17 protein-coding genes are annotated in these 17,877 nt (G+C 39.8%); 11 read left to right on the forward strand and 6 right to left on the reverse strand.

Annotated features, from left to right (window positions below; all coding sequences use genetic code 11):
- Positions 1-26 precede the first annotated feature (26 nt).
- The 3 genes from KTV93_RS03675 to KTV93_RS03685 all read left to right on the forward strand — a co-directional run bounded on the left by KTV93_RS03675 (position 27) and on the right by KTV93_RS03685 (position 2,260).
- Positions 27-1,172 carry a cystathionine gamma-synthase gene (locus tag KTV93_RS03675; RefSeq protein ID WP_256119086.1) on the forward strand — a complete coding sequence of 382 codons (1,146 nt, stop codon included), beginning with the start codon at positions 27-29 and terminating at the stop codon, positions 1,170-1,172.
- 56 nt (positions 1,173-1,228) lie between these two features.
- A complete protein-coding gene (locus KTV93_RS03680) occupies positions 1,229-1,780 on the forward strand; it encodes a DinB family protein (protein WP_230259196.1) in 552 nt (183 codons plus the stop codon).
- Positions 1,781-1,882: 102 nt separating this feature from the next.
- Positions 1,883-2,260, forward strand: coding sequence for a YchJ family protein (locus KTV93_RS03685; RefSeq protein ID WP_218249976.1), 378 nt, complete (start codon positions 1,883-1,885; stop codon positions 2,258-2,260).
- Position 2,261: 1 nt separating this feature from the next.
- Here KTV93_RS03685 and KTV93_RS03690 read toward each other — a convergent pair whose 3' ends face one another.
- Positions 2,262-2,510 carry a VF530 family protein gene (locus tag KTV93_RS03690; protein ID WP_218249977.1) on the reverse strand — a complete coding sequence of 83 codons (249 nt, stop codon included), beginning with the start codon at positions 2,508-2,510 and terminating at the stop codon, positions 2,262-2,264.
- Positions 2,511-2,635: 125 nt separating this feature from the next.
- On the opposite strand from KTV93_RS03690, the gene KTV93_RS03695 reads away from it, so the two are divergent.
- From KTV93_RS03695 to KTV93_RS03710, 4 genes are all read left to right on the forward strand, one after another.
- Entirely contained in the window at positions 2,636-3,841 is a 1,206-nt protein-coding gene (locus KTV93_RS03695) for a metallophosphoesterase family protein (protein ID WP_218249978.1), read from the forward strand.
- Between the two features lie 3 nt (positions 3,842-3,844).
- Positions 3,845-6,883, forward strand: a complete 3,039-nt coding sequence (locus KTV93_RS03700) for a sbcc family protein (RefSeq protein WP_218249979.1) — start codon at positions 3,845-3,847, stop codon at positions 6,881-6,883.
- 115 nt (positions 6,884-6,998) lie between these two features.
- The gene (tnpA, locus tag KTV93_RS03705; protein ID WP_218249980.1) at positions 6,999-7,436 is read left to right on the forward strand and encodes an IS200/IS605 family transposase; all 438 of its coding nucleotides are present in this window, start codon (positions 6,999-7,001) and stop codon (positions 7,434-7,436) included.
- Between the two features lie 206 nt (positions 7,437-7,642).
- Positions 7,643-8,191: an L-threonylcarbamoyladenylate synthase gene (locus KTV93_RS03710; RefSeq protein WP_218249981.1), complete on the forward strand. Its 549-nt coding sequence runs from the start codon at positions 7,643-7,645 to the stop codon at positions 8,189-8,191.
- On the opposite strand, the gene KTV93_RS03715 is transcribed toward KTV93_RS03710, so the two are convergent.
- Positions 8,192-8,653, reverse strand: a complete 462-nt coding sequence (locus tag KTV93_RS03715) for a DUF1801 domain-containing protein (RefSeq protein WP_218249982.1) — start codon at positions 8,651-8,653, stop codon at positions 8,192-8,194.
- Positions 8,654-8,926: 273 nt separating this feature from the next.
- Between KTV93_RS03715 and KTV93_RS03720 the strand changes: the two genes are divergently transcribed.
- Both KTV93_RS03720 and KTV93_RS03725 read left to right on the forward strand, forming a co-directional pair.
- Complete coding sequence (locus tag KTV93_RS03720) at positions 8,927-9,388, forward strand: TolB family protein (RefSeq protein WP_218249983.1); 462 nt, start codon at positions 8,927-8,929, stop codon at positions 9,386-9,388.
- A 24-nt stretch (positions 9,389-9,412) separates the two neighbouring features.
- A complete protein-coding gene (locus KTV93_RS03725; protein ID WP_218249984.1) occupies positions 9,413-10,963 on the forward strand; it encodes an alpha/beta hydrolase family protein in 1,551 nt (516 codons plus the stop codon).
- Positions 10,964-11,019: 56 nt separating this feature from the next.
- Here the strand turns inward: KTV93_RS03725 and KTV93_RS03730 are convergent, their stop codons facing one another.
- Positions 11,020-13,161 (reverse strand): S9 family peptidase, encoded by a 2,142-nt coding sequence (locus tag KTV93_RS03730; protein WP_218249985.1) that lies wholly within the window; start codon positions 13,159-13,161, stop codon positions 11,020-11,022.
- 56 nt (positions 13,162-13,217) lie between these two features.
- On the reverse strand, positions 13,218-13,925 hold the full coding sequence (locus tag KTV93_RS03735) for a phosphatase PAP2 family protein (RefSeq protein ID WP_230259198.1): 708 nt from the start codon (positions 13,923-13,925) through the stop codon (positions 13,218-13,220).
- 212 nt (positions 13,926-14,137) lie between these two features.
- Between KTV93_RS03735 and KTV93_RS03740 the strand changes: the two genes are divergently transcribed.
- Positions 14,138-14,647, forward strand: coding sequence for a YceI family protein (locus tag KTV93_RS03740; RefSeq protein ID WP_218249986.1), 510 nt, complete (start codon positions 14,138-14,140; stop codon positions 14,645-14,647).
- Positions 14,648-14,728: 81 nt separating this feature from the next.
- On the forward strand, positions 14,729-15,556 hold the full coding sequence (gene ygiD / locus KTV93_RS03745) for a 4,5-DOPA-extradiol-dioxygenase (protein ID WP_218249987.1): 828 nt from the start codon (positions 14,729-14,731) through the stop codon (positions 15,554-15,556).
- A gap of 58 nt (positions 15,557-15,614) precedes the next feature.
- Here the strand turns inward: ygiD and KTV93_RS03750 are convergent, their stop codons facing one another.
- Together KTV93_RS03750 and KTV93_RS03755 are read right to left on the reverse strand one after the other, a co-directional pair.
- The gene (locus KTV93_RS03750) at positions 15,615-16,223 is read right to left on the reverse strand and encodes a hypothetical protein (RefSeq protein ID WP_218249988.1); all 609 of its coding nucleotides are present in this window, start codon (positions 16,221-16,223) and stop codon (positions 15,615-15,617) included.
- Positions 16,224-16,244: 21 nt separating this feature from the next.
- The gene (locus tag KTV93_RS03755) at positions 16,245-17,873 is read right to left on the reverse strand and encodes an acyl-CoA carboxylase subunit beta (RefSeq protein WP_218249989.1); all 1,629 of its coding nucleotides are present in this window, start codon (positions 17,871-17,873) and stop codon (positions 16,245-16,247) included.
- Positions 17,874-17,877: the final 4 nt, after the last annotated feature.

The following is a 17,877-nucleotide window of genomic DNA, read 5'->3' on the forward strand; positions in this document are numbered from 1 at the left end:
TCAAATTTCAAATCAAATCAAATCAAATCACTATGAACTTCAATACAAAAGTAATCCACGGTGGGCAACACCACGAATCAGCGACAGGATCGGTAAATGTGCCTGTATTTTTAACTTCAACTTTTGCGCAGAAATCTCCGGGAATCCATTCCGGTTACGAATATTCCCGCGCCGCGAATCCTACACGACAGGCTCTGGAAGACAGTTTGGCAAGCATTGAAAACGGTGCGAGAGGTTTGGCTTTCGGTTCCGGTTTGGCAGCGATCGACTGTGTTTTAAAATTACTGAATCCGGGTGATGAAGTAATTGCGGTTGATGACCTTTATGGCGGAACTTACAGAATGTTTACCCGTTTGTTCGAAAAATATCAGTTAAAGTTTACTTTCGTGAATTTCGACGATGTTTCTAAAATCTCAGATTTAATTACCGATAAAACCAAACTCATCTGGCTCGAAACGCCAACCAATCCGCTCATGAAACTGGTGGATATCGAAGCGGTAACCGATCTGGTAAAAGGAAAAGAAATTCTGGTTGCGGTTGACAATACTTTTGCCTCACCTTATCTGCAGCTTCCTTTAGATCTGGGTGCTGATATTGTAATGCATTCCGCGACAAAATATCTCGGTGGACATTCCGATGTTATTGCCGGAGCACTGATTGCTAAAACTGCTGAACTGGGCGAAAAACTTCACTTCATCCAGTTTGCGAGCGGCGGAATTCTCGGTCCTCATGATTCTTATCTGGTTTTGAGAGGAATTAAAACTCTGGCTTTAAGAATGCAGCGTCATTCGGACAACGGTATGGAAGTCGCTAAATATTTAGAAAGTCATCCTGCGGTTGATAAAGTAATTTATCCAGGTTTAGAATCTCATCCACAACACGATCTGGCGAAAAAACAGATGAAAGATTTCGGCGGAATGGTTTCCTTTACGTTTAAATCAGGTAAAAAAGAAGACGCCATTAAGTTTTTAGAAAAAGTAAAAGTTTTCACCTTGGCTGAATCTTTAGGCGGTGTTGAATCTTTGGCTAATCATCCGGCTTTGATGACGCATGCTTCCATTCCTGAAGACAAACGCGCTGAACTGGGAATTACCGACGATTTGGTAAGATTAAGTGTTGGTATTGAAGACAAAGATGATCTGATTGCCGATCTGGAAAGAGCGTTTTCTTAATGAGTTAGACTTCTGGCTTTACTAATTATTGCTCGCAGATTTGGCAAATTACGCAGATGAAAAATCAGCTCAATCCGCGAAATCTGCGAGTACTTTTAAAACCTATCGATATGACTGATTTTCAAAAATACATCCAGCGTTATCTTGATTATATCCCGTCGCAAAACTGGATTGAAGAAATGAAGATTTCCGGGACGAAAACCCTGGAAATTTACGACAGTTTAACTCCGGAACAGGCAGAATATGCTTACGCCGAAGGAAAATGGACTTTGAAAGAACTGCTGCAGCACCTCATTGATGCGGAAAGAATTTTTGCTTACCGTGCATTACGATTCTCAAGAAAAGACAAAACCGAACTTGCCGGCTGGGATGAAGAACTTTATGCAAAACATTATCCCAAAGAAAGAAGTTTAAAAAGTCTGATGGATGAGTTTGAAAGTGTTAGAAGATCGTCTCTGATATTTTTTGAAAACTTAAATGCAGAACAGTTGGCTGAATCGGGTGTCGCAAACGGGAATGAAATTTCCGTGGAAACCTTAGGAAAATTAGTAGTCGGTCATAATATTCACCATCTGAATATTATCCGCGAAAGATATTTACAGTCGTAAGGTAAATTTGATCATAAACATCAATAGGAACGGGCTTTAGCCCGTTTATTTATTAAAATGAGCATTGGCTTTAGCCGAAACTTATTTAAAGAATTACAAAACATGAACTGTCCCTGCTGTTCCGGAAAAACATACGAAGATTGCTGCAAACCTTTTCACAACGGAGAAAAACACGCTCCAACTGCGGAAGCGTTGATGCGATCACGGTTTTGCGCTTTTGCGGTTCCCAACGGAGCCTATTTAATGGAAACTACTTTGCCTTCCAAGCGTAAATTTCACAATAAAAAAGATTTACAGGAATGGGGAGAAATAAATGAGTGGACCAAACTCGAAATCATCAAAACGCCAACTTCTGATCAGGTGGAATTTAAAGCGTATTACACCGATGAAAACGGCAAAAAGCAGCTTCACCACGAACATTCGCTTTTTAAAAACGTCAATGGAAGATGGTATTATGTTTCCGGGAAGTTTTTAGATTAAACTACTGATCCGGTTTCGCGTTTTTCTTTTTCTGCCTTAAAACATACAGATATAAGCTCTCAACCTTCGTTCTTGCCCAATCGGTTTTCCTTAAAAACTTCAGAGAAGAATTTATACTCGGATTATCGGTAAAACATTTAATATCGATCTGCTTTCCCAAATCTTCAAACCCGCCATAATATTCCACCAATTCCTCTAAAATTGCATCCAGCCGCTTTCCATGAAGAGGATCTTTCTGTTTCTGTTCCATAATGCCGTAAAATTACTCATTAGAATTTATTTATACGGAATGCAGTGGAAATTCATTATATTTTGTCCTTACATTTGGAAAGTGGACGTTTAAATGACTCCATTATATCCTAAATACTTCTGAACATGAAAATTCTGCATACCGCCGACTGGCATTTGGGTAAACGACTTGACCGATTTTCAAGACTTGAAGAACAGGTTTTGGTCATGAACGAAATCGTAGAAATCGCCAACGAACAGAATGTTAATCTTGTTCTGATTGCCGGTGACTTATTCGATAATTTTAATCCCAGTGTTGAGGCGACGGAACTTTTCTATAAAACATTAAAAAGGCTTTCATTAAACGGAAAACGCCCCGTTGTTGCCATTTCCGGAAATCATGACTCCCCAAATCTCATCGACGCACCCGATCCCTTGGCCCGCGAATGTGGAATTATCCTCATTGGTCATCCAAAAGCGGAGGTCAGTCCGTTTGAAGTGGAAGGTTTCACCATCATAAAATCCGCTCCGGGATATATTGAAATTCAGATGAAAAATCAGGATTTTCCTGTTAGAATTCTTCATACACCTTACGCGAACGAAATCCGTCTGAAGGAATATTTCGGGGAGAATAAAGAAGAAGAACTTAATAATGTTTTAGCCGAAAACTGGAAAAATCTGGCTGATAAATATTGTGATGAAAACGGGGTAAATCTTCTCATGGCTCACCTGTACATAAATAAAAAAGGCGCTCCGCTTCTGGAGGAACCTGAAGGAGAAAAGCCCATCAAAATTGGGAATGCGGATTTAATTTACTCAGATATCATTCCGGCTCAGATACAATACACGGCTTTGGGACATCTCCATGGTTGTCGAAATATCGGAACCGAAGATAAACCTGTTGTGTACGCTTCTTCCCCACTCTGCTACAGTTTTAGCGAGGCCGGACAGACCAAATATATTTCAATTATTGATGCGCAGCCGAATCAAAATGTTTCTTTTCAAAAAATTCCATTGCAAAATGGAAAAAGTTTGGCCAGAAAAACCTTTAACAATGTTGAAACTGCTGTTGAATGGCTTACTGAAAATCAGAATTCTTTCGTAGAACTGACATTAGAAAGCGAAACATTTCTTACCGCAGAAGAAAGAAAACGCATTTACCAGACTCATCACGGGATTGTACATCTGATTCCGAAAGTCAGAAATCAGGAATTTAATGAAAATGAATTGCGCACCGTTAATCTGAATCAGGATATTCAGTCGCTTTTCAAAGATTATTTTAAATCCAAAAACAACGGCCAGGAAGCCAATGACGACCTCATCAATCTGTTCAACGAAATTAAAAATCTGTAATCCATGATTCCGATTCAACTTACGCTCGAAGGTTTATATTCTTATCAGGAAAGGCAAACCATCGATTTTACAGGACTTACTGAGGCTGGACTTTTTGGAATTTTCGGAGCGGTTGGTTCCGGAAAATCGTCCATTCTGGAAGCGATTTCTTTTGCTTTGTACGGAGAGACGGAAAGGTTGAATGCCCGCGATAAAAGGGCTTACAACATGATGAATCTGAAAGCGAACAGCTCTTTCATGCGCTTCGATTTCATCAATCACGACAATAAAATCTTCCGCGTGGAAAGGGAATTCAAGCGTAATTCAAAGAAATTTGAAGATGTAAAACCCAGTTCTGTAACCTATTACGAGAAGCAAAATGAAAAATGGGTTCCGTTAGATCATTCCGACTGCGAGAAAATTATCGGTCTCAGTTATGCGAATTTCAAGCGTACGATCATCATTCCACAGGGACAGTTCAAGGAGTTTCTGGAATTGGGTGCTGCAGAACGGACTAATATGATGAAGGAAATCTTCAACCTTCAGCAGTACGATCTGCAGAATAATACCGCTGTTCTGACCAGTAAAAACAGATCAGAACTCGATCAGCTTGAAGGTCATCTGAAAGGTTTTGAAGACATTAATGAAGAACATATTTCAGCCCAAAATGAACTGCTGAAAACTGAAAAGCAGAAATTCGAAAACATCAACACTGAATTTAAAAAAGCCGAAGAAACTTACCGGAATTTAAAAAATCTGAAAAGCGATTTCGAGTTACTGAATTCAAAAAAAGAAAACTACAAAAAACTGCTTGACGAGAAGAAAACTTTTGATGCTTTAGAAACCGAAACAGAACTCTATGACAGGATTTTCAGAATTTTCACGCCCCTGATTTCGGAGAAAAACAAACTTTATTCTGAGCTGAAGAACAGGATGGAAGAGCAGAAATCGCATTCTACTGCTTTACAGGAAACCACTAAAAAATTTAATCAGAATAAAGAACAGCTTGAAAAAATCCGGCCTGAATTTGAAGCTTTAGACCAGTCAAAAATTCAGGAAAATGATTTAAAGATTATTCTGCAAATGTTGGGTTATTCCGCAGAAATCAAATTATTGAAAGAACGCACGGAAAATGGTTCAGCTAAAGTAAAAGAAGTAGAATCAAAGCAGACTTTAACCAAAGAAAAGATTCAGGAATTAGAAAATAGACTTGGAGAATTAAAGCCCAAAAAGCTCGATAATCAATTACTTCTAAATGCCGGAAACTGGTTCTCCACCAGAAAAAACATGCTCGAATCGCTGCAAAAACAAACTGAAAAAACAGAAAATTTCAAGGCCGAACTTCAGAAAATCGAAGAAGAATTAAAACCTTTCAACATTGAAACTGATACTTTTCAGCAGGATTTCAATTTAAAAATTACGGCGCTCGAGAAACAGAAAAAAGAAATTTCAGCCAGAAAAAGTCAGCTGGAAGTTCAGCAGAAACTCGCTCATTTTGCCGATGAGCTGCATGATGGAAAATCCTGTCCGCTTTGTGGCTCGCTCGAGCATCCACATATTGTTGAATTTAATGACGTTTCCAGCGAATTGGGTAAAATCCAGAAACAGCTGGACGAACTTGACTTTCAGCAAAAGGAAATTCAGACCAGAACTTCTGCCGTAGAAAAAATTCTAGAGAGAAAAAAACTTCTTCAATCGCAGCTGGAAACAGAAAACGACCAATTACAATCGATAATGATCCAGCAGGAAACGCATCTGAAAACTTTTATATGGGAGGAATTTAATCCTGAAAACGAAGCGGATTTCAACACCAAAAGAGCGGAATCTTTTGAAATTGAAAAACAGATTGAAGAACTGCAAAAAGTGATCTCAGGCGAGCACAAAAATCTTGAACAAACGCAGCAGGATCTGAATAAATTCAATAAAGCGCTGGAAGACTTTAAACGCAAAGAGCATGAAGTAAGAACGAAAAATGACGCCAGCGAAGCGAATCTCAAAATCTTCAGGTGGGAAAATTATCACGAACACACCGTTTCTGAAGTTGAAAAACTGCATTCCGATTTATCAAAACAAAATCTGGAGACGGAGAAACAGTATCAGAAATTAAGCGAGGAAGAGAAAGAAATAGCGGTAAGTCTCGCGGCACAAAAATCAACTGTTTCTCAACTGGAAAAGCAGCTTTTAGAACTTAAGAAAGAAATTTCTGGAAATGAAATTCAGATTAAAGAGGCTTTAATTCTTAATAAATTCGGAGGTCTGAATGAAGTTGAATCTGTTCTTGCTCAGGAAATCAATATTCTGGAAAACAGAAATCTCATCCAGAAATTCCGGATCGAATTTGAAACCACTAAAAACGGAATTGCAGAACTGGAAACCAAACTGAAAGGTTTTCATTTTGATGAAACTCAATTTTCAGAAGTCGAAGCCCAGTTTAGAACCCTGGAAACAGAAAAAAACAACGCCAACAATGCCGTCGTAAAACTCACCACAGAAATCGAAAGACTTCAGAATGAATTCAGGAAAAAGGAAGGTTTGCTGAAAGATTTATCCAAACTTCAGAAACGCTCGGAAAACCTGAAAATAATGACTAATCTCTTTAAAGGTGCGGGTTTTGTGCAGTATGTTTCCTCAATCTATCTGCGTCAGCTGTGTGATCATGCAAATATCCGATTCCACCGCATGACGAGAAATCAGCTGAGTCTGCAACTCAACGAAAACAACGATTTTGAGATCATCGATTATCTGAATGAAGGCCGTTGCCGAAGTGTAAAAACGCTTTCCGGCGGTCAGGCTTTTCAGGTTTCGCTTAGTTTGGCGCTGGCTCTGGCCGAAAGTGTGCAGACCAATGCAAAAGCTGATAAGAATTTCTTCTTCATCGACGAAGGTTTCGGAACCCAGGATCTGGAATCGGTAAATGTGGTTTTTGAAACACTTACCAGCCTGCAGAAAGAAAACCGAATCGTCGGAATTATTTCTCATGTTGAAGAACTCAAAGAAAAGATCCCGGTATCCCTAAATATCGTAAAAGATGAGGAAAGAGGAAGTTTGATTGAGGTGGTGTAGAAATCTCAGGATTTTTCGAAATTTATGAATAGGAACGGGCTTTAGCCCGTTTATGAAGATTAAGCCAACCATTGGCTTTAGCCAAAACTTAAAATGTTATATTTTTGTTTTCGTTATGCCTTATATCAAAATATATATCCATTTGGTGTTTTCAACATTACACCGTAAACCATTCCTCCATTCTCCGGCGTTGAGGAATAAAGTATGGAAACATATAAAGGAAAATGCAGCCGAAAAAGGGATTTTTTTGGAAATGGTTAACGGATTTGCTGATCATTGTCACTGTCTCATTTCTTTAAGTTCCAATCAGACTATAGAAAAAGTGGTACAGTTGATCAAAGGAGAGTCCTCATTCTGGATTAACAAAAATAATTTAACATCAGAAAAATTTCAGTGGCAAGATGAATATTTTGCAGTTTCAATTTCCGAATCAATGATTGATCATGTGAGAAATTATATTAAAAATCAGGAGAAGCATCACGCACAGAAATCTTTTTCGGATGAATATATAGAATTTATGGAGAAATATAATTTTAAAAATGCCGCACTGTAGGTTTTGGCTAAAGCCATTTTAACCTGAAACTAGAAAACGGGCTAAAGCCCGTTCCTATTGATATCCCTGTACGAGAATTATGACGAAATCCCGTTTTTATGCCTATCAAAAATCGCAAAACGGGTCGACGGATTAAAGCCCGTTCCAATTGAAAATTAAAACCAGCAAAAGAATATAATACAAGGAATTAAATTCAAATCTACACTATGCAAAACCTCATCGATACACTTAAATCCGGCGGAACCATCCTTTATCCAACCGATACCATTTGGGGAATTGGCTGCGACGCGACCAATGTCGAAGCCATCAATAAAATATTTGAAATCAAGAAGCGGGAAAAATCCAAATCGATGATTATTCTGGTTGAATCGGAAAAGAGATTGCAGGATTTGGTGGAAGTTCCGGAAATGGCGTGGGAAATCATGGATTTATCGGAAAAGCCGGTGACTTTAATTTATGACAATCCTAAAGGTTTGCCAAAGGAAATCCTCGCGGAAGACGGCAGCATCGGAATCCGTTTGGTGAAAGATGACTATCTGAAAAAACTCATTGGTAAATTGAACAAGCCTTTGGTTTCGACCTCAGCCAATTTCAGCGGCGATAAATCACCGATGCAGTTTTCGGATATTTCTAAAGAAATCACCGCTTCTGTAGATGCTGTAGCTGAGGAAAACCACGATAAAATCTCCGAATATTCCGGATCTTCGGTGATCAGAATGTGGAAAGACGGACGGGTAAAAGTCCTCCGGGAATAATTATTTCTTCTTTTTGTAGAGTTTTTCATAAAGCGAAATCCAGTCTTCGGGTGACATCTTTTTTGCCAGTTCTGCGATGAGTTCAAAAGGAATATCTTCAGGTTTTTTGAAACGGATACAAGATTTTCCCATATCGAGTTTCTTTTTTGAATGCTTTGGGAAATCAGTTACAAACCAGTTCAAAAGTTCAGGTTTTGCATAAATCCCCATGTGATATAACGCGATGAAATTTTTCTGCGATGCCAGATTGATGAAAGGCAGCGGTGTATTTGACGTACAGTGGTAACCGTCCGGATAGGTTTCCAATGGAACGCTCCACCCGATCATTCCGTAATTTAAGCCTTCCTGAAAACCTTCCGGAAGATTTTCTGAAACCGTTTTGTAAAGTTTTTTGAATGCATCTTTTCTTTCATCAGGAACATTTGAAAGATATTCTTCAATAGAATTGGCGGGAATCTGCATGGTTTTATTTTTTACTAAAATACATTTTTCGCTGTAAAATTTTACTTATGATTAATAATAAGTAGATACTGCTACGAAATCACGTTAAACATTGATTTAATATTCTGACGATTTTCACTCTAAGCCCGGTTGAGAAGCCGAGAAACTTATCCTACAAACTGGTATTCAGAACATTGCAATACAGTTATTTTGAACACACTGATATTTTTTAGTCATATTTAATTATATTTAAGAGATTTCCTAAAAAACACTAACGACTAAAAAACTATTACCATGAAAAGTCTGATCTATCTTTTAGCCTTCAGCTGCCTGTTTACTGTGAATCTAAATTCACAGACAAAATTAAACCAAACTGCGACATCGGTACCGTTAATTGACCGCAGTATTTTCTTTGATAATCCCGAGATTTCCGACGGAAAATTGAGTCCGGATGGAAAGTACATTTCTTTTATGAAAAGTTATAACGGTATCCTGAATATCTGGATCAAAAAGTTTGACGAACCTTTTGAAAAAGCACGAAGACTCACCAATCTGGAGCGGCCTTTAGCTGGCTATTTCTGGACCGACGACGGCAAACACATCATTTATGCTAAAGACAAAGGAGGAAATGAAAATTATAACATTTATTCAGTTTCTCCCTCTGCCGGGAACCTCGCGGGTCAGGATATCCCGGAAAACAGAAACCTGACGCCCTTTGATGATGCCAGAATCGAAATCTTTCTAGTGAGCAAATAGGATCCCAATGTGCTGATGATTGGCATGAATAACCGTGATCCGAAATGGCACGATCTGTACAAGCTTGAAATCAGTTCAGGGAAACTGACTCAAATACGGGAAAATAAGGACCGGATTACAAACTGGATCTTTGACTGGGATGAACAGCCCCGAATTGCTATGCGTACTCCAGAAGACGGATCTACAGAATTTCTGGCCGCATCCGAAAATGGAAAATTTAATAAAATTTATGCGGTGAGCGCATTAGAATCGGTATATCCCTACGCATTTACCAAAAACAATGATCAACTTTATATCGAAACGAATAAAGGTGTTGAAAATAACTTTATTAAGCTGGTATTGCTGGATCCAGCAAACGGCAAAACAACCGATGTGGAAAAAGATCCTATGAACCGTGTTGATTTCAGATATGCAGTATTCAGCGATCTCAGCCGGGAATTAATCTACACTTCCTATACTGATGAAAAAGAAAGGCTGTATTTTAGGGACAAAGCTTTCGAAGCGGATTATAACTTATTGAAGTCCAAATTTACGGGGACTGAAATCAGAGTGAACAGTTTAACTAAAGATGAAAGAAAATGGCTGTTCAGCGTATCAGGCGACACTAAAGTTACAACCGTTTACTTCTTTGACAGAGATTCAAAAAAAATAATCGAACAGTACACTCCAAGACCAAAGCTTAAAACTTATGAGGCGTACCTGAGCCCGATGGAGCCTATCAAATATAAAAGCAGCGATGGGATGGAAATTCCTGCATATCTCACCTTACCTAAAAATGTAGAACCGAAAAAACTTCCCCTTCTTGTATTTCCACATGGCGGACCCTGGGGCAGAAGCTACTGGGGTTTCAATTCTTATGCGCAGCTGTTTGCCAACCGGGGTTTTGCAGTACTGGACCCTAACTTCAGAGGAAGCACAGGCTATGGCAAGAAATTTCTGGATGGGGGAAATCTTGAATGGGGCAAACTGATGCAGGATGACATAACATGGGGCGTAAAACATTTGGTTGAACAGGGAATCGTGGATCCAAAACGCGTGACTATTATGGGTGGCAGCTACGGGGGATATGCGACTTTAGCAGGCCTGGCATTTACCCCGGATGTCTACGCGGCAGGCGTTGATATTGTAGGCCCCAGCAACCTTTTCACGCTGCTAAATACCATCCCTCCATATTGGGAGGCCGCCCGTAAAGTGTTTGAGCTGAGAATGGGAAGCGAAAAAACCGAAGAAGGTAAAAAGTTACTAAAAGAAGCCAGCCCGCTTTTTTCTGCTGCAAAGATTAAAGCGCCGCTGCTGATCATTCAGGGTGCCAACGATCCGCGGGTTAAAAAAGATGAAAGTGATCAAATTGTTTCTGCACTGCGGGATTTAAACAGAACAGTGCAGTATATTCTGGCGGATGATGAAGGGCATGGCTTTGATAAACCCGTGAATAATATGGCGATGATTGCGGCTTCAGAAAAATTCTTGGCTCAGTATGCGGGCACCCGTTATCAGGAAGACATGCCGGCTGATGTGGCAAACCGGCTGAAAGAAATGACGGTAGATATAAAAACCGTAAAAGCTGTAAAGTAGCTGAATCATAAATCTAGTAATAAAAAATCCGGAAATAATTTTCCGGATTTTTTTATTTAATTTTTCAGATGTTGGTCAAAATAGTCGGTCACTTTCTGCATCAGGTGAACTCTGTCTTTGCCCATAACATTATGTTCGTGGCCCGGATAAACAAAATAATCGAGCTGAACACCATTATCAACAGCAGCTTTCAGAAACTTTACTGAATGTTGCCAAACCACCACATTGTCCTGCGCTCCGTGAATCATCAAAAGGTTTCCTTTAAGATTCTGCACTTTATCTAAAAGATTAGAGTTTTTGTAGCCTTCGGGATTGGTTTGTGGCGTGTCCATATATCTTTCGGTATACATAATTTCGTACATGCTCCAGTCGATCACCGGTCCACCTGCAACACCCGCTTTGAAAACTTCCGGATATTTCAGCATAAAACTCGTCGTCATAAATCCACCGAAACTCCAGCCATGAATACCTAATTTCTCACCATCAACATACGGAAGAGATTTCAGGTAATCAACGCCTTTCAGCTGATCTTTCATTTCGGTTTCACCCAGATTTCTGAAAACTGCCTGTTCAAATTTCATTCCTCGGTTAGAGGATCCCCTTCCATCCATGGTGAAAACGATATAGCCGTTCTGCGCCATATATTCGTACCAGAGATTTCCGGAAGCCGGGAAAATGTCTGTCACCAACTGAAGATGCGGCCCGTTGTACAGGTAAACGATGGTTGGATATTTTTTAGCGGCATCAAAATCCGTTGGAAGAATAATTTTCCCGTACAGAAGTGTTCCGTCATCAGCTTTCAGCGTTACATTTTTAATTTCCGGTCTTTTGTAATTTTTCAGAGGATTCTCTGAAGTCAAAATATTTTTAGACTTTAAAGTCGAGGTGTTAAGAAGATTAACTGAACGCGGCGTCGTCGCATTACTGTAGATATCATAAAGCTGTGTTCCGTCCTTGCTTAAAACTCCGGTGTGCATTCCTGGAGCGGTAGATAATTTTTGAGTTTTGAAATTATTCCAGTTTACTCTGTAAAGATGTCTTTCCATCGGCGATTCCTGCGTAGAAGTGTAATAGATTTCCTTCTTTTTTTCATTGAAACCCAAAATATCAGTAACCAGCCAGTCGCCTTTAGTAATCTGCGCTACCAAACCTTTTTCGAGGTTGTAATGAAACAGATGGTTGTAACCCGTGCGCTGACTTTGCCAAATGAAATCGGTATTGGAGTTGGGGAAAAACAACAAAGGATGCTGAGGCTCGACATATTTATCTGAAGTTTCTTCAAATAAAGTTTTTACCAAATTTCCTGTTACCGCGTCGTATTGATTCATTTTTAAATGATTCTGGTCACGGTTCAGTACGCCAACGAAAATATATTTGGAATCAGGACTCCAGGTAATCGCAGTTAAATACTGCTCCTTATCACCATCAATATTCAGAAACGTCTTTTTCTGTGAGTTTACATCATAAACACCTAAAGTCACCTGATGCGAAACAGCACCTGCCATTGGATATTTAATGTTTACATTTTTTGCAGGAGTAGAAGCCCAGTCGATGATCGGGTAATCAGTGACCATACTTTCATCCATTCTGTAAAAAGCAATTTTGGAGTTACTCGGAGCAGCGAAAATTCCGCCATCGATACCAAATTCGCTTCTGTGAACTGCCTGCCCGTTTACGATGCCTTCATTTTCATCATTGGTAATGGCTACCGATTTTCCGTTTCTGTTGACGAAAAGGTTATTTTTAACGGTATAAACAATGGTTTTGTTGTCCGGAAGAATTTTTACATTTTCTGCGCCTTCGTTCAGGGTAGCCCATTCTGTAATCTTCCAGTCGGCACCTGATTTTTCGAGACGGAAATATTTTCCCTCCCGGGTGAAATAACCCTTGTCCTTCGCAGTAAATTTAATCTGCGGAAAAGATTTAAGTTTCTGATCTGCAGAAAGGTTTTTATTGATTAGATATAAAGAAACCAACGTATCCGCCTTCATGCTCTGGAGTTCAGTCACAAGATAGCCGTTTTTGGTGCCCTGAATATAAGATTTAGCATCATCGGACCAGGAGAACTGCGGAATACTTTTAATAGCCAAGTTGCTGCGCAGACCGTTTACCGCCTCAGCCATCGTATATTTCTGATTCTGGGCAAATACTAAATTCCCGAAACCAAGCAATAATAAAGGTAATTTTGAAAATTTCATTTCTTAGATTTAAGATGTTAAAAATAAGAAATAATTCTGAAATCGTTAAAGAAATGTTAATTCAAAGGTTGGTAAATAATTCCCGCGAAAGGATCTTTTTCTGTTTTGGGTTTGTTCCATTTATATTGATGAGTCCAGTACGCAGCTTTCATGGAAAGGATTCCCAAGCCTGCACCGAAAAGAACGTCTGAAATATAATGCTTGTTATTTGCCATACGCATTAGCCCGATTCCGCTTGCGGCACCATAGGATACATACGGCACCCATTTGTAGCTTTCTCCGTATTCTATCGCAAGCATGGTGGCACCGGCAAACGCATTAGCGGTATGTCCGGAAGGAAACGAAAAAGCGGTACCGTCCGGACGTGTTTTTTTCAGGGTGGTTTTCAGGATATACACCATTCCAAGATTCAGAACCTGCCCTTTGATGAGAATGGCTGTCCGGTTCTGCCAGTCGGTTCTGGGTTTCATGCCAGCCCACTCAAATCCATAAACCGCTAACATCGGCGCAAACTGTGCATAATCATCAAAATGATTGGTAAATCCGAAAAGATGCTCATTCCGTTCTTCTACAACCTCATTTTTCAGGGATTCGCGGCCGTTCCCGTCAAAAATTATTCCCGATGTCATTAACCCCACAGGAATATATACCTTGTTATATTTAAAACTTAAAGGTCTGTTTTCAACATTCGAACTGTCTTTCTTCTGAGCATAATTCAGGAAAAAAAAACTGAAAAACAACAGTATTGAAAGGACTTTTTTCATGATCTAAGTTTGTTCAAAATTACTTAAAAGAAACGGTGATGCGTTAAAGAGTATTAAATTTCTATCAACAATCATTTATATTGGATAATTTTATAATAGAATTAGTCCGAAGACATGGAAATATTTTCTTAACCTACATCAATGTGCAGGAAATGTTGTGAAGCTACCTTTGCAATATCAAAATCAGTTATTAAACCAAAAAATAAAATATTATGTCAACAAAATGGAACTTAGACCCAACGCACAGTGAAATTACCTTCAAAGTAAGACACATGATGATTTCTAACGTAAAAGGTGAATTCAAAAACTTCAACGTAGATCTGGAAAGTGAAGACGAAAATTTCAAAAATGTAAAAGCTAACGCGACGATTGATACGTCATCTATCAGCACCAATAATACAGACAGAGACAACCACTTGAAATCTGCGGAATTTTTCAACGCTGAGGCTCATCCACAGATTACCTTCGAAACTGATTCTTTAAATGATGACGTTACCGGAAATCTTACCATTAACGGGGTTACAAAACCCGTAAAACTTGATGTAGACTTTGGCGGAATCAACGTTGACCCTTGGGGACAGACGAAGGCAGGTTTCTCTTTCGAAGGAAAAATCAAGAGAAGCGACTTCGGTTTAAACTGGAACGCAGCCCTGGAAGCCGGTGGCGTAATGGTTTCTGACGAAGTGAAAATCGCAGGTGAACTGCAGTTCGTAAAAGCATAAAATAATTCATAGTTTATTTTTTAGAGTTCACCGGGGTCGCATGACTTTAGTGAACTCTTTTTAATTTTAATAATTCAGAATATGAATCTTACCGATTTAGACAATATTTCCCAACAGTTCAACACCACCGAAAAAATGCCGGTTCTCTTTCTGGGGCACGGTTCGCCGATGAATGCGATTGAAGAAAACCAGTTCGTGCGGGGTTTCCGGAATATTTCCCGCGAAATCCCGAAACCGAACGCCATTCTTTGTATTTCGGCGCATTGGTTTACGAACGGCACTTTTGTTACAGCAATGCAGAATCCCAAAACGATTCATGATTTTTACGGTTTCCCGAAAGAACTTTTCGCGGTAGATTATCCTGCCCCGGGTAGCCCGCAACTGGCCAAAGAAACTGCAGAACTGCTGTTGCCCGAAATCGTGGAAGAAGATCACAGCTGGGGACTCGATCATGGAGCTTGGAGCGTCATTAAACACCTTTACCCAAACGCAGAAATTCCTGTGATACAGCTAAGTATCGACTATACAAAACCGCCGGAATATCATTTTGATTTGGCTAAAAGACTCCAGAAGTTAAGAGAAAAAGGGATTCTGATCATCGGAAGCGGAAATATTGTACACAACCTCCGCATGGTCGACTGGAAAAACATCAACACCGTTGGCGCAGGCTGGGATTGGGCTGTTGAAGCCAGAGAAAAAACCAATAACTGGTTGTTGGACGGAAATTTCCGGAATCTGATCGATTATCAGAATCAGGGAATCGCTTTGCAGACTGCCGTACCAAGTCCGGACCATTACCTTCCCCTGATATATTCTTTAGGCTTGAAGGAAAACTCCGACCAACTGTCGCTTTTCAATGATGAACTCATCGGTGGAAGTCTGAGTATGACCAGTGTTAGAATAGGGTAACTTTAGATAAAAAAAGATTCAGAAATATTCCTGAATCTTTTTTTTGAATACTGAAATTTTAATAAAATCTCCAGTAGTTGGCATCGTAAGTTTTGGTGAAATTCCGCATACATTTGGATGATGTTACCCTAAGCATCAGTATTTTAATTCCGTTACCGCTTGAATATCCGAATTGTGCAGTTGGTTCGGAGGAAGCTTTTTTGTCACCGTTTTCGTATTCTGCAGTCCATTCGTATTTTACACCGGATTCTGATTTTGCAGGAACAAAAGAAACTACGCCATCGCTGACTTTCACCTCTCTAAAACTGTCTAAACTAACATCGCACGCCGAGGTCAAACTGTGATTTTCCTGTGACACAGGATTGACGACATCGATGTTTTTGCTGCAGCGTAAAATTCCTTTATCTGAAAGCATTTCCAAAGAAAGAATTGTTTTTCCCCCAGCATTACCTTTTACCTTTATTGTATGTTGTTTTACATCGCCTTCCAGAGAAACATTTCCTCCGAAAGAACTCCACTGATGACAGTCAGCACACTGCGCAGTATTGTTTTTAATGGTATAAATTTCGGATTCGCCGGCTTTGATCTGAGAATTTCCCTCAATAAAACATTGCGAATAAACAAATGTGAAACTCAATAATGTGAGCAAGAATAGAATTTTTTTCATGATGTTTTGGATATTTTATTTTTAAACCTGAATAACGCCTAAATTAAATTTCTCCGTAATCGGCGCATGGTTGGCAGCTTCAATCCCCATCGATATCCAGGTTCTGGTATCTACAGGATTAATAATGGCGTCGGTCCACAATCTTGCTGCTGCATATGTCGGCTCGGTTTGTTTCTGATATCTTTTCGAAATTGTATCGAGAATTTCCTGGTGTTCTTCTTCGCTGATTTCCTTTCCCTGTTTTTTTAAAGTCGATTCCTGGATCTGAGCAAGAACTTTTGCGGCCTGGCTTCCTCCCATTACAGCGAGTTCGCTCCATGGCCAAGCGACAATTAATCTGGGATCGTAGGCTTTTCCGCACATGGCGTAATTTCCAGCACCGTAAGAATTCCCTGTGATCACCGTGAATTTTGGAACTACAGAATTCGCTACTGCATTCACCATTTTCGCTCCGTCTTTAATGATTCCTCCGTGTTCGGATTTTGAACCGACCATGAATCCTGTTACATCTTGAAGGAATATCAACGGGATTTTTCTTTGGTTGCAGTTGGCGATAAAACGGGTTGCTTTGTCGGCAGAATCAGAATAGATTACGCCGCCGAACTGCATTTCTCCTTTTCCGCTTTTAACAAGTTTTCTTTGGTTGGCAACAATACCCACACTCCAGCCATCGATTCTTGCGGTTGCACAGATGATTGTTTTACCGTAATCCGGTTTGTATTCTTCGTATTCGGAATTATCTACCAAACATTTAATGATATTAAAAGTATCGTACTGATCTGCTCTGGAAGCCGGCATATGACCGAAAATATTTGCTATATCTTCTTTGGGTGGAAAACTTTCAGTCCTATCAAAGCCTGCTTTCTCGTAGCTTCCGATGGTTTTCATAATATTTTTAATCCGGTCCAAAGCATCTTTATCATCCTTCGCTTTGTAATCCGTCACTCCGGAAATCTCGCAGTGTGTGGTTGCTCCTCCTAAAGTTTCATTGTCGATGTTTTCGCCTATCGCGGCTTTTACGAGATAGCTTCCGGCCAAAAATATGGAACCTGTTTTATCTACAATCATCGCTTCATCGCTCATAATCGGGAGATAAGCACCGCCAGCGACACAGCTTCCCATCACCGCAGAAATCTGCACAATTCCCATCGAACTCATCTTCGCATTATTGCGGAAAATTCTTCCGAAATGTTCTTTATCGGGGAAAATTTCGTCCTGCATAGGCAGATAAACTCCGGCAGAATCTACGAGGTAAATGATAGGTAATCTGTTCTCAATGGAAATTTCCTGGGCCCGGAGATTCTTTTTGGCAGTAATCGGGAACCAGGCACCAGCTTTTACTGAAGCATCATTAGCAACAACAAGACATTGTTTTCCGGAAACATAGCCCATCACCACAACCACTCCCGCACTGGGACAGCCGCCCTGCTCTACGTACATTTCGTAGCCGGCAAATCCGCCAATTTCGATAGATTCTGAATTTTTATCGAGAAGATACTCAATTCTTTCGCGGGCGGTTAATTTTCCTTCATCGCGCTGCTTTTGCAGGCGTTTTTCGCCGCCGCCTTTTTTTATCTCTGCAAATAACCTGTTTATTTCCGCAAGTTTTAATTTATTTTGATCTTCTCTCTTATTAAATTCTATATCCATCCGT

Source organism: Kaistella faecalis (genome assembly GCF_019195395.1).
GTDB classification, from domain to species: domain Bacteria; phylum Bacteroidota; class Bacteroidia; order Flavobacteriales; family Weeksellaceae; genus Kaistella; species Kaistella faecalis.

Excerpts from the sequence above, each read along its gene's own strand:
- KTV93_RS03720 (WP_218249983.1), top strand. The coding sequence starts at position 8,927 with ATGAAAAGTCTGATCTATCTTTTAGCCTTCAGCTGCCTGTTTACTGTG.
- KTV93_RS03750 (WP_218249988.1), bottom strand. The coding sequence starts at position 16,223 with ATGAAAAAAATTCTATTCTTGCTCACATTATTGAGTTTCACATTTGTT.
- KTV93_RS03710 (WP_218249981.1), top strand. The coding sequence starts at position 7,643 with ATGCAAAACCTCATCGATACACTTAAATCCGGCGGAACCATCCTTTAT.
- ygiD (WP_218249987.1), top strand. The coding sequence starts at position 14,729 with ATGAATCTTACCGATTTAGACAATATTTCCCAACAGTTCAACACCACC.
- KTV93_RS03730 (WP_218249985.1), bottom strand. The coding sequence starts at position 13,161 with ATGAAATTTTCAAAATTACCTTTATTATTGCTTGGTTTCGGGAATTTA.
- KTV93_RS03740 (WP_218249986.1), top strand. The coding sequence starts at position 14,138 with ATGTCAACAAAATGGAACTTAGACCCAACGCACAGTGAAATTACCTTC.
- KTV93_RS03680 (WP_230259196.1), top strand. The coding sequence starts at position 1,229 with ATGAAAAATCAGCTCAATCCGCGAAATCTGCGAGTACTTTTAAAACCT.
- KTV93_RS03685 (WP_218249976.1), top strand. The coding sequence starts at position 1,883 with ATGAACTGTCCCTGCTGTTCCGGAAAAACATACGAAGATTGCTGCAAA.
- KTV93_RS03695 (WP_218249978.1), top strand. The coding sequence starts at position 2,636 with ATGAAAATTCTGCATACCGCCGACTGGCATTTGGGTAAACGACTTGAC.
- KTV93_RS03725 (WP_218249984.1), top strand. The coding sequence starts at position 9,413 with ATGAATAACCGTGATCCGAAATGGCACGATCTGTACAAGCTTGAAATC.
- tnpA (WP_218249980.1), top strand. The coding sequence starts at position 6,999 with ATGCCTTATATCAAAATATATATCCATTTGGTGTTTTCAACATTACAC.
- KTV93_RS03700 (WP_218249979.1), top strand. The coding sequence starts at position 3,845 with ATGATTCCGATTCAACTTACGCTCGAAGGTTTATATTCTTATCAGGAA.
- KTV93_RS03690 (WP_218249977.1), bottom strand. The coding sequence starts at position 2,510 with ATGGAACAGAAACAGAAAGATCCTCTTCATGGAAAGCGGCTGGATGCA.
- KTV93_RS03755 (WP_218249989.1), bottom strand. The coding sequence starts at position 17,873 with ATGGATATAGAATTTAATAAGAGAGAAGATCAAAATAAATTAAAACTT.
- KTV93_RS03715 (WP_218249982.1), bottom strand. The coding sequence starts at position 8,653 with ATGCAGATTCCCGCCAATTCTATTGAAGAATATCTTTCAAATGTTCCT.
- KTV93_RS03735 (WP_230259198.1), bottom strand. The coding sequence starts at position 13,925 with ATGAAAAAAGTCCTTTCAATACTGTTGTTTTTCAGTTTTTTTTTCCTG.